15 protein-coding genes are annotated in these 14,429 nt (G+C 66.4%); 11 read left to right on the top strand and 4 right to left on the bottom strand.

The window, feature by feature from the left end; genetic code table 11:
• The first annotated feature begins 92 nt into the window (after positions 1-92).
• The gene (locus ACV7JP_RS09135; RefSeq protein ID WP_457798906.1) at positions 93-434 is read left to right on the top strand and encodes a hypothetical protein; all 342 of its coding nucleotides are present in this window, start codon (positions 93-95) and stop codon (positions 432-434) included.
• 342 nt (positions 435-776) lie between these two features.
• Here ACV7JP_RS09135 and galE read toward each other — a convergent pair whose 3' ends face one another.
• Positions 777-1,760 carry a UDP-glucose 4-epimerase GalE gene (gene galE, locus ACV7JP_RS09130; protein WP_457798905.1) on the bottom strand — a complete coding sequence of 328 codons (984 nt, stop codon included), beginning with the start codon at positions 1,758-1,760 and terminating at the stop codon, positions 777-779.
• Positions 1,761-1,894: 134 nt separating this feature from the next.
• On the opposite strand from galE, the gene galU reads away from it, so the two are divergent.
• A complete protein-coding gene (gene galU / locus ACV7JP_RS09125; RefSeq protein WP_457798904.1) occupies positions 1,895-2,779 on the top strand; it encodes a UTP--glucose-1-phosphate uridylyltransferase GalU in 885 nt (294 codons plus the stop codon).
• A 396-nt stretch (positions 2,780-3,175) separates the two neighbouring features.
• Positions 3,176-4,354, top strand: a complete 1,179-nt coding sequence (gene radC / locus ACV7JP_RS09120; protein WP_457798903.1) for a RadC family protein — start codon at positions 3,176-3,178, stop codon at positions 4,352-4,354.
• Positions 4,355-4,508: 154 nt separating this feature from the next.
• Here the strand turns inward: radC and groL are convergent, their stop codons facing one another.
• Both groL and groES read right to left on the bottom strand, forming a co-directional pair.
• The gene (groL, locus tag ACV7JP_RS09115; RefSeq protein WP_457798902.1) at positions 4,509-6,143 is read right to left on the bottom strand and encodes a chaperonin GroEL; all 1,635 of its coding nucleotides are present in this window, start codon (positions 6,141-6,143) and stop codon (positions 4,509-4,511) included.
• 49 nt (positions 6,144-6,192) lie between these two features.
• Complete coding sequence (gene groES / locus ACV7JP_RS09110; protein ID WP_457798901.1) at positions 6,193-6,480, bottom strand: co-chaperone GroES; 288 nt, start codon at positions 6,478-6,480, stop codon at positions 6,193-6,195.
• Between the two features lie 239 nt (positions 6,481-6,719).
• On the opposite strand from groES, the gene lspA reads away from it, so the two are divergent.
• From lspA to ACV7JP_RS09080, 6 genes are all read left to right on the top strand, one after another.
• Positions 6,720-7,235 carry a signal peptidase II gene (lspA, locus tag ACV7JP_RS09105; RefSeq protein WP_457798900.1) on the top strand — a complete coding sequence of 172 codons (516 nt, stop codon included), beginning with the start codon at positions 6,720-6,722 and terminating at the stop codon, positions 7,233-7,235.
• Positions 7,236-7,342: 107 nt separating this feature from the next.
• The gene (locus tag ACV7JP_RS09100; RefSeq protein WP_457798899.1) at positions 7,343-8,059 is read left to right on the top strand and encodes a hypothetical protein; all 717 of its coding nucleotides are present in this window, start codon (positions 7,343-7,345) and stop codon (positions 8,057-8,059) included.
• Between the two features lie 80 nt (positions 8,060-8,139).
• Positions 8,140-9,471: a M16 family metallopeptidase gene (locus tag ACV7JP_RS09095; protein WP_457798898.1), complete on the top strand. Its 1,332-nt coding sequence runs from the start codon at positions 8,140-8,142 to the stop codon at positions 9,469-9,471.
• Positions 9,472-9,553: 82 nt separating this feature from the next.
• On the top strand, positions 9,554-10,837 hold the full coding sequence (locus tag ACV7JP_RS09090) for a M16 family metallopeptidase (protein ID WP_457798897.1): 1,284 nt from the start codon (positions 9,554-9,556) through the stop codon (positions 10,835-10,837).
• Between the two features lie 323 nt (positions 10,838-11,160).
• A complete protein-coding gene (locus tag ACV7JP_RS09085) occupies positions 11,161-11,457 on the top strand; it encodes a type II toxin-antitoxin system prevent-host-death family antitoxin (RefSeq protein WP_457798896.1) in 297 nt (98 codons plus the stop codon).
• Positions 11,454-11,879, top strand: coding sequence for a PIN domain-containing protein (locus ACV7JP_RS09080; RefSeq protein ID WP_457798895.1), 426 nt, complete (start codon positions 11,454-11,456; stop codon positions 11,877-11,879). Before ACV7JP_RS09085 ends, ACV7JP_RS09080 begins: the two co-directional genes overlap by 4 nt.
• On the opposite strand, the gene fabI is transcribed toward ACV7JP_RS09080, so the two are convergent.
• Positions 11,880-12,740, bottom strand: a complete 861-nt coding sequence (gene fabI, locus ACV7JP_RS09075; RefSeq protein ID WP_457798894.1) for an enoyl-ACP reductase FabI — start codon at positions 12,738-12,740, stop codon at positions 11,880-11,882. It abuts the gene before it with no gap.
• Positions 12,741-12,950: 210 nt separating this feature from the next.
• Between fabI and ACV7JP_RS09070 the strand changes: the two genes are divergently transcribed.
• Positions 12,951-13,451: a sigma factor-like helix-turn-helix DNA-binding protein gene (locus ACV7JP_RS09070; protein WP_457798893.1), complete on the top strand. Its 501-nt coding sequence runs from the start codon at positions 12,951-12,953 to the stop codon at positions 13,449-13,451.
• 7 nt (positions 13,452-13,458) lie between these two features.
• Positions 13,459-14,346: an anti-sigma factor family protein gene (locus ACV7JP_RS09065; RefSeq protein WP_457798892.1), complete on the top strand. Its 888-nt coding sequence runs from the start codon at positions 13,459-13,461 to the stop codon at positions 14,344-14,346.
• The last annotated feature ends 83 nt before the right edge of the window (positions 14,347-14,429 follow it).

Below are 14,429 nucleotides of genomic sequence, written 5' to 3'. Positions count from 1 at the left end.
GCTTCGTCGGCTTCGCCTCCTCGCAATGACGGTGCGCGCGCAAGCCTCGCGACAGCCGGCGATCCTAGGCTCAGCGGGCGTCATGTTCCTGGATGGCCCTTCCGATCCGGAAGGAGAGACGCATTGCGAGGATCGACATGCAGGGGAAAGACGCCCTGGCGCTTCTGAGCTTTTCCGACGCCGAGTTCCTTGCCGCCGCGGGGCCGGCGGTGCTGCGCCTGAAGCTTCTCGAGGCCACCCATCTCGCGCAGAGCCGCCGCCTGCCGGAGGATTTGCGGGAAGCCGCGCGCCGCGCCGCGAGCGAATTGCGCCAGCTCATCCAGGAGCGGCCCTGCGTTTCCCTGATCGATCGCGCGGCGCAGCAGGCGGTGATCGATATCCGCCCCGCGATCGAGACGGCGCGCCATATCCGCGCCGTGGCCGGACGCGCCTGAGCGCGTCGTTGCGCGCGAAGCAATCCCGAGCGCGCTGGCGCTCAGGGCGATCGGGTGAAGGACGACAATCCTCGCCCTCATGCCGAGGAGCCGCCAAAGGCGGCGTCTCGAAGCATGAGGAGGCTCCGCAGGAGCCGTCTCGAAGCGCGAGGGGGGCGAGTCCAGATTGCGGGAATGAAGGCTTCCTCGTCCTTCGAGACGCGAGCTTCGCTCGCTCCTCAGCATGAGGAAAGCCTTCACGCGGTCGCCCTGCGCTGGCGCGCTTCGCCGCATTTTCGAAGCCGGACATATCCGACTTCGCCATACGCCTTCGCAATGACGGAGAGCGGGTGGTCGGCGACGTCACATCTGCCCGCCCAGCCGTTTTTCCCAGTCCAGCGCCTGACGCACGATCTCGTCCAGATCGTCATGCTCGGGCTTCCAGCCCAGGAGAGTCCGGGCCCGTTCGTTCGAAGCGACGATCGCCGCCGGATCGCCCGGGCGGCGCGGCACATATTCCACCTTGAAATCCACGCCGCTGATGCGCTTGACCGCCTCGATCACTTCCAGCACCGAAAAGCCCCTGGCGTAGCCGCAATTGGCGACGAGGCTCTTGCCGCCTCCGCGCAGATGGCGCAGCGCGTCGAGATGGGCGCAGGCGAGGTCCGTGACCTGGATGTAATCGCGCACGCAAGTGCCGTCCGGCGTGGGATAATCCGTGCCGAAGACCTGCATTTTCGGGCGCTTGCCCAGCGCCGTCTGCGCCGCGACCTTGATGAGATGGGTGGCGTTGGGCGTCGACTGGCCCGAACGTCCCTGCGGATCGGCGCCGGCGACGTTGAAATAACGCAGCGCCACATAGGCGAAATCATGGGCGCGCGCCGTATCCTCCAGCATCCACTCGACCATCAGCTTGGAGCGGCCATAGGGCGAGACGGGCTTCAAGGGCTCGTCCTCGGTCACCGGCAGATGGTCCGGATCGCCATAGACGGCCGCGGTCGAGGAAAAGATGAAATGCTTCACGTCGCAGCCCACCGCCGTCGCGATCAGCGTGCGGGCCTTGGACGTATTGTTGAGGTAGTAGCCGAGCGGATCGGCGACCGAATCCGGCACCACGATCTTCGCGGCGAAATGGATGATGGCGTCGATCTCATGGCGGCTGATGGTCTCGGTGACCAGGTCCTCGTCGCCATCGTCCCCGACGACGAGCGGCACGCCTTCCGGCACCGCCCAGCGGAAGCCGGTGGACAGGTCGTCGAGCACGACGGGCTTCTCGCCGGCGTCGAGCAATTCGAGAACCGCATGGCTGCCGATATAGCCGGCGCCGCCCGTCACCAAAACAGCCATCTTCGTTTCCTATCTTTCCACACGCGAAATTAACGCCGCCGACCTAAAAAAAAACAGGTTTCTCGAGGGAAGACTCCCGGTCTTTCCGCGAAACGCGGCGTTTCCCCTCACTCAACCACTCGAAGCGGACACTCATGACCAAGCGCATTCGCAAGGCCGTTTTCCCCGTCGCCGGACTCGGCACGCGTTTCCTGCCCGCCACCAAGGCGGTGCCGAAGGAAATGCTCACTGTCGTCGACCGTCCGGTCGTCCAGCATGTGGTCGACGAGGCGCGCGAGGCCGGCATCGAGCATTTCGTCTTTGTTACAGGACGCGGCAAGGGAGTCATAGAGGACCATTTCGACATGGCCTATGAACTTGAGGACACCTTGCGCCGCCGCAACAAGACCAAGGAGTATGAAGCCTTGATGGCGGACCTGCCCAAGGCGGGCGCCGCGAGCTTCACCCGCCAGCAGGCCCCGCTCGGCCTCGGCCACGCCGTCTGGTGCGCGCGCGAGATCGTCGGCGACGAGCCTTTCGCCGTGCTGCTGCCCGACATGATCACCCTGCCGGCGCCGGGCCAGACCGCGCGCTGCCTGGCGCAGGCCGTCGCGGCCTATGAAAGGCATGGCGGCAACGTCATCGCCGTCGAGGAAGTGAAGCCCGAGGAGACGCATCAATACGGCGTCGTCGCCACGGGCAAGGACTATGGCGCGACCTTCGAGATCACGGGCATGGTGGAGAAGCCCCCGCAGGGGACGGCGCCGAGCAATTACATCATCTCCGGCCGCTATATTCTGGAGCCCGAGATCTTCGACCTGCTCGAAAAGGGCGAGAAGGGCGCGGGCGGCGAGATCCAGCTCACCGACGCCATGATCCTTCTCGCCAAGGAGCGTCCTTTCCACGGCGTGCGCTTCGACGGCCGCACCTATGACACCGGCTCGAAGCTCGGCTTCCTCGCCGCCAACATCGCCTTTGGCCTCGCCCGCCCGGACATTGCCGACGGGCTGCGCGCGGAGATCGCGAAACTGATCGGCTGACGCCGTCTTATCCCTGATTTGGGCCGCGCGGCCGTGGAAAGCTTGGGCCGTTGAAACGGCCGGCGCCCGACAGAGCGCAAAAACAGTAACTTGACAATTTGCGGCGATGGCTTCTAGATCACGCTGCGATGGGCGGAAACGCGCCACCGCAGCGTGATCGATCAAATTAAGACGCGCTTCCCGCGGGAGGCCGGCTTCTCTTTTTCGCCGCGCGCGGCTCTTTCCTTTCACGCGCGCATCAGACCAAGTTCGACCCACGCCATTCTCATCCGCTCCGGCGTTACGCCGTCGAGCATTTTCCGAGGCGCCCGAATGCAGCAGCCAAAAAGCGACCAGTCGGGCCGAGCGCCATAGCGCTGCAAGCGATTGCCGCTCCAAGGGGGACGAACCGACGCCATGGCGAATTCGAAGCTTTCCCGCGAGCGGCGCCCGGCCGACCTTCTGGAGGATCCCCAAATTCGCGCTCTGGCGTTGGAGCTCGCGCTGCAGCAGTCGAAAGCGGGCTATTGGGTCTGGGATCTGGAAACGGGCAGATTGGCGTGGTCGCGGGAGGTCTATGCGATTTTCGGGATCGATCGGGTCGAATTGAATCTTGAGGATTTCCTGAAGCTCGTTCATCCCGAAGACATTCCGCGCGCGCAGGCGGCGTGGACGAAGGCGCTGGCCGACGGGTCCGCCTTGCGTTTCGATTTCAGGCGGGCGTTGCCCGACGGCGGCGTCAAATGGCTGACGAATTACGGAAAAGCGAGATTCAACGCCAAGGGGATCGCCTCCCAGTTCATCGGAACGGTGAGCGAAAGGGAGAGCGGATGCGCCGGCGACGACTGGCTGAGCGACTCGACGCCGAACGACACGGATGAGCCGCTTTTTCGTCCGATCGCCTCGGTGGATCAGCTCAAGCGATTGCAACGGGACATTGTCGCGCGTCCCGCCGACGACGTCGGCCGCGCGCGGCTCGAACAGCATCTTCTTGAGCTCCTGCTGCGCGGCGTCGCGCCGCCGGTCGAGGCGCGCAAGACGGCCCGGTCGCTCATCCAGCGATTCGGCGCGACCGCCGCGGTGCTCGAAGCGCCGGAAGACGCCCTGTCCTCGGTCGATGGCGTGAGGGCGGCGCATCTCGTCTTCCTCGACGTCGTCCGCCTCGCCATGGAATGGACCCTGCGGCCGACGCGCGAGCCGGTGCGCTTCGAAAGCGCGAGCTCGATCGTGAATTATCTTCGCATCGCGCAGGGCTACAAGACGAAGGAGATTCTGCGCGTGCTCTTCCTCGACCGGTCGCGCCATATCATTGGCGACGAGATCATGCAGGAGGGCACGGTCGACTATACGCCGGTCAATGTGCGCGAGATCATCAAGCGCGCGCTGGAGCTCTCCGCGGCGTCGCTCATCCTGGCGCATAATCATCCCTCAGGCGACCCGACGCCCTCGTCGAAGGACATATTGACGACGCTGAAGGTCGTCGAAGCGGCGAGGACTCTCGGCATCGCCGTGGACGATCACATCGTGCTGAGCAAGCACGGCCACACCAGCATGCGCGCGCTGAAGATGATTCCGGAACCAGATATTGAGAGGTGAGACGGTTTCCGCCTGATCGCTTCGCGCAATGCCCGCGGCGCCGTTGCGAGCCGAAGGCGAAGCAATCCGGACCGCGTGAGAGACGGCAAAACCCAAAAGGAAAAGCCCCGGGTTTCCCCGGGGCTCTCCAATCCTTCGTGACGACCGACGGAACTTAGAAGTCCATGCCGCCCATGCCGCCGCCCGGCATCGCCGGAGCCGCTTCCTTCTTCGGCTGCTCGGTGATCGTCGCCTCGGTGGTGATGATCAGGCCGGCGATCGACGCGGCGTCCTGAAGCGCGGTGCGCACGACCTTGGTCGGGTCGATGATGCCGAGCTTCACGAGATCGCCATATTCGCCCTTCTGGGCGTCGAAGCCGAAATTATAGTCGGTCGCCTCGAGCAGCTTGCCGACCACGACGGCGCCGTCGCCGCCGGCATTGTCGACGATCTGGCGCGCCGGGGCCTGAATGGCCTTGCGCACGATGTCGACGCCGGTCTTCTGGTCGCCATTCGCCGTGGCGACGCCCTCGAGCGCCTTGATGGCGCGCAGCAGCGCGACGCCGCCGCCGGGCGAGACGCCTTCCTCGACGGCCGCGCGGGTCGCGTTGAGGGCGTCGTCGACGCGGTCCTTCTTCTCCTTCACCTCGACCTCGGTCGCGCCGCCGACGCGGATCACCGCGACGCCGCCCGCGAGCTTGGCGAGACGCTCCTGCAGCTTCTCGCGGTCATAGTCCGAGGTCGTCTCCTCGATCTGGCCCTTGATCTGGGCGATGCGGGCCTCGATGTCCGACTTCTCGCCGGCGCCGTCGATAATGGTGGTGTTCTCCTTCTCGATGCGCACGCGCTTGGCGCGGCCGAGCATGGGGAGCGTCACGTTCTCGAGCTTGATGCCGAGATCCTCGGCGATCATCTGGCCGCCGGTGAGGATGGCGATGTCCTCGAGCATGGCCTTGCGGCGGTCGCCGAAGCCCGGCGCCTTGACGGCCGCAATCTTCAACCCGCCGCGCAGCTTGTTGACGACGAGCGTGGCGAGCGCCTCGCCCTCAATGTCCTCGGCGACGATGACGAGCGGCTTGCCGGTCTGGACGACCGCCTCGAGGATCGGCAGCAACGGCTGCAGCGTCGACAGCTTCTTCTCGTGAATGAGAAGATAGGCGTCGTCGAGCTCGGCGATCATCTTCTCGGCGTTGGTGATGAAATAGGGGGAGAGATAGCCGCGATCGAACTGCATGCCCTCGACGATGTCGGTCTCGGTCTCGAGGCTCTTGGCCTCCTCGACCGTGATCACGCCCTCATTGCCGACCTTCTGCATGGCCTTGGCGATCTCCTCGCCGATGAAGCGGTCGCCATTCGCCGAGATGGTGCCGACCTGGGCGATCTCGTCATTGGAGGTGACCTTCTTCGAATGCGCCTTGAGGTCGGCGACGATGGCCTCGACGGCGAGGTCGACGCCGCGCTTCAGATCCATCGGGTTGAGGCCGGCGGCCACGGCCTTGGCGCCTTCCCTGGCGATGGCGGCGGCGAGGACGGTCGCGGTGGTGGTGCCGTCGCCGGCCGAGTCGTTCTGCTTGGAGGCGACTTCACGGACGAGCTGGGCGCCGAGATTCTCGAACTTGTCGGAAAGCTCGATCTCCTTGGCGACGGTCACGCCGTCCTTGGTGATGCGCGGCGCGCCGAAGCTCTTCTCGATCACGACGTTGCGGCCCTTCGGGCCCAGCGTGACCTTGACGGCGTTGGCGAGAACGTCGACGCCGCGCAGAATGCGGTCGCGCGCGTCGGTGGAGAAACGGACGTCTTTGGCTGCCATTTGGGAAACTCCTGAATTCTAGGGGAAAGTCGTTGAAGGGCGGGCCGAGTTATTCGACGATGCCCAGAATGTCGCTTTCCTTCATGATCAACAGATCGTCGCCGTCGATCTTGACCTCGGTGCCCGACCATTTGCCGAACAGCACGCGGTCGCCGGCCTTCACGTCGAGCGGAACGAGCTTGCCGCTCTCGTCGCGGGCGCCGGGACCGACGGAGATCACCTTGCCCTCCTGGGGCTTTTCCTTGGCGGTGTCGGGGATGATGATGCCGCCCTTGGTCTTCTCTTCGCCTTCGATGCGCTTGACCACGATCCGGTCGTGCAGGGGACGGAACGCCATTGCAATGTCTTCCTTTTCTGCGCCACGGGCGGCTCATTCCGCCCGTCGCAAGCCATAAGCGAAATTGTTGTCACTCTCTATCGACGAGTGCCAACAGCGCAGGGGAGATATTGCGCCGCGCGGCGGATGTCAAGATTTTCCGGATCGGCTAGCTCCTTTGGAGACGGGAGGGTAAAGATGGTCCGGCGCCGCCGGGAGCGCCGCTCGACCAGACAGAGATCTCGGATTGGACCCTCGAATTGCCGCCTCTCCTCTCCTCGCCCCGCGCCCTCGGCCTCCTCGCCGCCGTCTCCGCCGCGGCCCTCGACCAGGCGCATAAGTTCTGGATGCTGAACGTCTTCGGCATAGAGGCGCGGCAGCCGATCGCGCTCGCCCCCTTCCTCGACCTCGTCCTCTCCTGGAATTACGGCGTCTCCTACTCGCTTTTCCCGGCGCATGAGGGGGCGGGACGCGCCTTGCTCCTCGCCGGCCAGAGCGTCATCGTCGCCTGTCTCTTCTGGTGGATGTGGCGCGCCTCCAGCCGGCTCGCCGCGCTCGCATTCGGCCTCGTGATCGGCGGCGCGCTCGGCAACGCCGCCGACCGGCTGACGCGCGGCGCCGTGGCGGATTTCTTCTATCTGCACACGACGCTGCCCGTCGGGCCGCTCGCCAATTACGTTTTCAACGTCGCGGACGTCGCCATCACGGCGGGGGTGGCGCTGCTGCTCTATGAGAGCGTCCTGCCGCCGCCGGCGGCCGCTCAGGACCCGGCCTGACGCCGGGCGCCACTAAATCGCCAACAAGTCGCGCGCATTGTGCGCCCTTAAGGAGCAGACGCCCGCCGGCGCGCGGCGCGTCGGCCCTGGGCCAAGGAGTTGGAAAGATGAAGCTTGCACGGTCTTCGCGCCGCGCGCTCTGCATTGTCGCCGGCGTCGCCGCAGCCTATGGCGCGCCGGCCCGGGCCGCCGACGACAAGTCGACGATCAGTTCGGTGATGGAGCTTGTCGGCTATTCGTCCGATCCTTCCGCCGAAAAGATCGACTACACCGAACGCCCCAAGCTGGTGCTGCCGCCGCGCGCGGGCGATCTGCCCTCGCCAAGGGAAAACGCGGGCCGTCCCGACGGTTGGCCGACTGACGTCGCCGCCGCGCGCCGCCGCAACACGGACCGCTACGCCAAGGTGCAGAACGCTCCGCCGGAGGAGAGGAAGCCCGGATTGCTCGAGCGCATTCGCGGCCCCAAGCCCGATTATGCGCCGGGCACGGACGACGAGCCGGGCTTTCTGCAGCGCGCGCTCAACGCCGGCGCCCGGTCCAGCGCCCCGGTCATGGACGAGCCGGCCCGCCGCATGCTGACCGAGCCGCCGTCGGGCTACCGCCGCCCGACGACCGATCTCGCCAAGGTGCGCGACTCGGATCCCAAGAAAAGCACCTCCTGGTGGAATCCGCTATCCTATGTCGGGGGCGATGGAAATGACGGCGACCCCGTGGCCCAGACGGCCGGCACGGCGCCGGTCCAGCGGCGCACGGCCAGCGGCGAGAGCGGCGGCGGCCTGCTCTCCGGGATGATGCCGAACTTTCTGAGAGGCTCGGATAAGTAGCGTTTAGCGTTTTTGGGCCTATATTGGGAGCCAGGTTTTCCCGTTTTCGAGCGGCCACGAGCCGCCAGAAAGGCCCGTTCATGTCGTCTTCCTCCGCGTCGCCGACCGTCTCGCTCACTCCGGGCGCGGCCGGCGACTCGGCGCCCGCCAGCGCCAATGTCTTCAATTTCAAGCTGGATAACGGTCTCGAGGTCGTGGTCATCCCCGACAACCGCACGCCCGTCGTGACCCATATGATCTGGTACAAGAACGGCTCCGCCGACGATCCGCTGGGCAAATCCGGCATCGCCCATTTCCTCGAACATCTGATGTTCAAGGGCACCGCGAACCATCCGCAGGGCGAGTTCTCCAATCTCGTCGCCGAGCTCGGCGGCCAGGAGAACGCCTTTACGAGCTATGACTACACGGCCTATTTCCAGCGCATCGGCAAGGAGCATCTCGGCACGCTGATGGCGTTTGAGGCCGACCGCATGCGCAATCTCGTCCTCACCGACGAGGTGGTGACGCCGGAGCGCGACGTGGTGCTGGAAGAGCGCCGCATGCGCACGGACAACGACCCCTCGTCGCAGCTCGACGAGGCGGTGCAGGCGGCGCTCTTCGCGCATCACCCCTACGGCACGCCGATCATCGGCTGGAATCACGAGATCGAAAGCCTGAATCGCGAGGATGCGCTCGCTTATTACAGCCGCTTCTACACGCCGGAGAACGCCATTCTCGTCGTCGCCGGCGACGTCGAGGCGGAGGAGGTCCTGGCGCTCGCCAAGGAGAGCTACGGCAAGATATCCGCGCGCGCCGAGCCGCCGCGCCGCAACCGCACCAAGGAGCCGCCGCACCGCGCGCACCGGCTCGTTTCGCTTTCCGACGAGAAGGTCGAGCAGCCCGCGCATGAGCGCGTCTTTCTGGTCCCCTCCTACCGCACGGCCGCGCCCGGCGAGGCCGAGGCGCTCGAGGCGCTCGCCTATATGCTGGGCGGCGGCGGCGCCAGCGCGCTCTACGAGACGCTCGTCGTGGAGGAGAAAATCGCCGTCGGCGCCGGGGCCTATTATCTCGGCTCGGCCGTCGACGACACGCGGCTCTGGGTCTATGCCACGCCCGCGCCGGGCGTGCCGCTGGAGGAGCTCGATCAAGCGGTCGACCGCGTCATCAGGCGTTTCATCGAGCATCCGATCGACGAAGGGCATCTCGCGCGCGCCAAGACCCGGCTCGTCGCGGACGCCATCTATGCGCAGGACAGCCAGGCCTCGCTCGCCCGCTGGTACGGCGAGGCGCTGGCGACGGGGCTCGCCATCGAGGACGTCGTCGCCTGGCCCGCGCGCATGGAGGCGGTGACCGCCGCCGACGTGACCGCCGCCGCCGGAAAATGGCTCGACAAGCGCCGCGCCGTCACAGGTTTTCTGTTGCCTTGCGAATAGCGAATTGCGAGTAGCGAATAGAGAGGAGCTGCTCGCATTTCACTACCCGCTATTCGCCACTCGCTATTGGCTAGGACCATCCATGACCGCCCACGCCCCCGTCGTCACCGTCGCCTCCCGCGCCGAGCATGTGCAGAAGATCGTCACGCCCGGCGGCGTCGCCGCCTGGCTCGTCGAGAGCTACGCCGTGCCGCTCGTCGCGCTGGAGTTTTCCATGCGCGGCGGCGCGGCGCAGGACCCGGCGGACAAGCCCGGCCTCGCGACCTTGCTTTCCGGCCTGCTCGACGAGGGCGCCGGTCCCTATGACGCGCGCGGCTTCCACCGCGCGGTGGACGACCTCGCCATCCATATCGGCTTCGGGGCGGATCGCGACGCGATCTCCGGCCATCTACAGACGCTCGCGAAGAACACCGACAAGGCCTTCGAGCTGCTGAAGCTCGCGCTCGTCGACGCGCGCCTCTCGGAAGCGGACGTCGTCCGCGTGCGCAACCAGCTCGTCGCCGAGCTGAAGCGTGACCAGAACGAGCCCGACGCCATGGCGTCCAAGGCGTTCCGCGAGGCGGCCTTCCCGGGCCATCCCTATGGCCGCCCGGTGCGCGGCGACCTCGCCTCGATCGAGACGCTGTCGCGGCCCGATCTCATTGCGCTGCGCGAGCGGCTCTTCGCCAGGAAGGATCTGAAGATCGCCGTCGTCGGCGCCATCGACGCGAAGACGCTGTCCGATCATCTCGACGCGACGTTCGGCCCCTTGGCCGCGACGAACGACCTCGCGCCCATCGCGCCGATCACGCTCGCCGGCGTCGGCGCGCGCCAGATCGTGACGCTCGACATTCCGCAGACGACCATCCGCTTCGGGCGCCCGGGCGTCACGAAGCGCGATCCGGATTATTTCGCCGTCGTCGTCGCGAATCACATTCTCGGCGGCGGCACGTTCACCGCGCGGCTTTTCCGCGAGGTGCGCGAGAAGCGCGGCATGGCCTACAGCGTCTATTCGCAGCTCAACGAATATGACCAGTGCCCCATGCTGCTCGGCGCCGCCGCGACCAAGAATGAGCGCGCGGGCGAGGCGCTGGGCGTGATCGAGGAGGAGGTGCGCCGCTTCGCCGATGAAGGCCCGACCGAGGAGGAGCTCGACAAGGCCAAAAAATTCCTCATCGGCTCCTATGCGCTGCGCTTCGACACCTCGACCAAGATCGCGAGCCAGCTCGTGCATCTGCAGCAGGATGGGTTTGAACCCAGCTATCTCGACGAGAGGAACGGGAAGATTGACGCCGTGGGGATGGATGATTGCAGGCGCGCGGCGAAGAAGCTGCTGGGGGACGGCGGCCTGCTCGTGACGATGGTGGGGCGGCCGGACGGGGTGTGAGCGGGGCGCTGGCGAGCGGCTTCCTCCACCAAGGCAAATTCGCCAGCGACGACACGCGCCTTGAGCCACGCTTCCTGATCGGGAGTGAGGGTAGCATGCAAAGCCGCAATTCGGATTGCATCCTTGCGCCCGCCGCGAAGGCCCTGGTCAACGATGTGCCCAGAGGACGGCGTTGCTCACTGTCTGCACGGGTACAGCCTCTTGAGTCACTCCGGACACAACGTGTCTCGGAATCAGACCCGACGTCATGGCTCTGCAAAGGCCTCTAAAATCACTCTTAAACGTAATTGAAATGCTAGGCCGCCAGCGCTATTCTGGTCAGCGTGACCAGAAAAATCAAAACCTCTCCCCCTCCTCCGCCCCATCCCGGAAGCTGGCGGCTCCAGGACGCCAAGGCCCGTTTCAGCGAGCTGGTGCGGCGCGTGCGTAGCGAGGGGCCGCAGCGCGTCTCTGTGCATGGGCGCGACGAGGTCGTGGTGGTCTCGGTGGAGGAGTTCAATCGCCTCAAGGGCGAACGCACGGGCGCCGCGCTGATCGACGCCTTGCAGGCGTCGCCTTATCGCGATGTCGAGATCGAGCCGAAACGCGCGCCCATGCCCGTGCGCGGCGTCGATCTGTGACAGGCTGGCTTCTCGATACGAATGTGCTTTCCGAGCTGCGCCGCCCGAGGCCGGAGCCGAAAGTCGTCGCGTTCATCGCGGAAAAGCCGCTCAGCCTTCTTTTTGTCAGCGCGGTCACGCTTGCTGAAATCCGTTTCGGCGTCGAATGCGTGAGCGACCCCACGCCGCGCGCCGAGCTCAATGACTGGCTCGCCCACAAGGTGCGCCCGATGTTCGAGCAACGTGTCTTGGAGGTCACGGAAGACGTGATGCTCAAATGGCGCCTCCTTGTCGAGGAGGGCCGCAAGGCCCGGCATACTTTTTCGCAGCCCGACCTGATCATCGCCGCGACGGCGCTGCAACACGGTTTGACCGTCGTCACGCGCGACGCCGCTGAATTCGAGCGCGCGCGCGTTCCTGTCCTCAATCCCTGGAAGGGCTGATCACTTCTCCTGCGGCAGCAGCGCCAGCAGATCCGCCATCTTCGGGGCCGCGCTCGGATTCATCATGCCCACCACATGATAGCCCGCGTCGACATGCAGGATTTCGCCGGAGACGCCGCGCGACATGGGCGATAGCAGATAGACCGCGCTCTCGCCCACTTCCTCGATCGTCACCACGCGGCGCAGCGGCGAATTGTATTCGTTCCAGCGCAGAATATAGCGGAAATCGCCAATGCCCGAGGCCGCCATGGTCTTGATCGGCCCGGCGGAGATGGCGTTGACGCGGATGTTCTTCACGCCGAGATCGGCGGCGAGATAGCGCACGGACGCTTCGAGACCGGCCTTGGCGACGCCCATCACATTGTAATGCGGCATCCACTTCTCGGCGCCGTAATAGGTGAGCGTGAGCAGCGAGCCGCCTTCCGGCATCAGCTTCTCGGCGCGCTGGGCGATCGCCGTGAAGCTGTAGCAGGAGATGTTCATCGACATCAGGAAATTGTCGAGCGTCGTGTCGACATAGCGGCCGTCGAGCTGGTCCTTGTCGGAATAAGCGAGGCAATGCACAACGAAATCGAGCTTGCCCCAGAGCTTTTCCACCTCCGCGAAGACGGCGTCGATCGTCTCCGTCTCGGCGACGTCGCAGCGGCCGACGACCTGGGCGCCGAGCTCCGCGGCGAGCGGCCGCACGCGCTTCTCCAGCGCCTCGACCTGATAGGTCAGCGCGAGTTCCGCGCCGGCCTGCGCGCAGGCCTTGGCGATGCCCCAGGCGATCGAGCGGTTATTGGCGACGCCCAGAATAAGGCCCTTCTTTCCGGCGAGAATTCCGGCGAAAGGAGCGGCGGGCGAAGCGGTCTCGGTCATCGGGGCGTCCATTTCGAAAGCGTAAACGGTGTGGCGGCCCTTTAGCGCGGTTTTTGTGCAAAGGAAACCCTGCGCGCCCCCCACAGGCCGATCGAACGGACTAGACAAAAATGCTATGCTGCGCCCCATGGCCATTTGCGGGCGTTTGACCTATCATGCGATAGGAAACGCCTCTAACGGCAAAAACAAAGCCTCTTGAACGGGCCGCGTATGGGCAAGAAAGCCGAGATCCTGGAAGGATTGGGCGGGGTTGCGCCCGCTTTGCGCCGCTATTCGCGAGCGCTCTGCGCCGGGGCGGGCCATGCGTTCTCGGACGAGCTGGTGCAGGGCGCGCTGCAAAGCGTCGGCGCCCGCATCCGCGCCAAGGAGCTCAAGCCGGCCGATCCCGCCGAGGCGCGCGTCGAAGCCTATGCCGCCCTGACCGCCATGGCCGCGAAGCGGCTTGTCAACGCCCCTCGCCCCGCCCCGCGTCATCCGCCGATCGTCCACGGGCTGGCCGAGCTCTCTTTCGAGGATCGCGCCGCGCTGCTCCTCGTCTCGCTGGAAGGCTTCGGCTACGCCGCCGCCGCCCGCATCGCCGGCGCGCCGAGGGAGACGCTGCTGACGCGCCTGATGCGCGCCCGGGTCGCGCTCGGCGTCGAAGGGCTGCGCCCCGTAAGCGCGGAGGGCGCCGCGCGCCGCGTCGCCGCGCATCTGCGCGTCGTGAAATAGGCGCGCCTTGACCGCTTCCAATTTCATCGAGGAAGCCGACCTCCACGCCCTTGTCGACGGCGAGCTCGACGCCGAACGGCGCCGCAAGGTCGAGGACCATCTGCTCGCCCACCCGGAGGACGCGGCGCTCGTCGAGGGATGGCGGCGCCAGAACGCGGCCCTGCGCGCGGCCTTCGAGCCCGTGGCGCTGGAGATGCTGCCGCTCTCGCTCAAGGACGCCGCGCTGCGCACGCCCGCCCCGGCGCAGGGGCCGATCGAGACCGGCGCCATCCATTGGGGCCGGCCGGGCGCCTCGCGGCCCGCGCAGCGGCTCGACGCCGTGCGCGCCAATCGCCGCCGTCAGGCGGTCCTCTCCACCATGCTGACCCTGCTCGCCGGCGCCGCCGTCGCGGGCCTCGCGGCGCTGGTCTTCGCCGGCCGCGGCGAGGCGCCGCATCCGCCGGTCGCCGCGCTGCTGACGCAGAGCTACGCCGGGCGCGCGGGCCTGACCTATGCGACCTATGTCTCCGACGCGCGGCCGGTGGAAATCGACATTTCCCGGCGGGGAGAGCTTGTCGCCTGGCTCAAGGAGCGGGTCGGCTTCTCCCATCCGCCCGATCTCGCCGATCTCGGCCTCAGGCTCATTGGCGGCCGCGTCGCGCCGGGCGTGGCGGCGCCCGCCGGGCTGCTGCTTTATGAGCGCGCCGACGGCGCCCGCGTCGGTCTTTATTTCGAGCGCGCGGACGCCGCCGGGGCGCCGCAGGAGCCGCGCGCGGGACTGGGCGTCTCGGCCATCGAATGGCGGGCGGCGGGCTTCGCCTTCGTGCTGGTGGGGCCGCTCGGACAGGAGGACATGCAGAGCGCCGCCGAACGGGCCGCGACGGCGGTCGCCGCAACGGAAGGCGAAAGACGCTGACCGCGGCGACGCTCTCCGTCGCGCCGCGATCGAGGCCGCAAAAAAAATAGGGCCGCCTCGCGAAAAGCCGGCTTTTTCACTTT

Source organism: Methylocystis sp. S23 (assembly GCF_054106005.1).
Note: the sequence above shows the minus strand (reverse complement) of the source record. Positions and strands in the feature narration are given on the sequence as shown.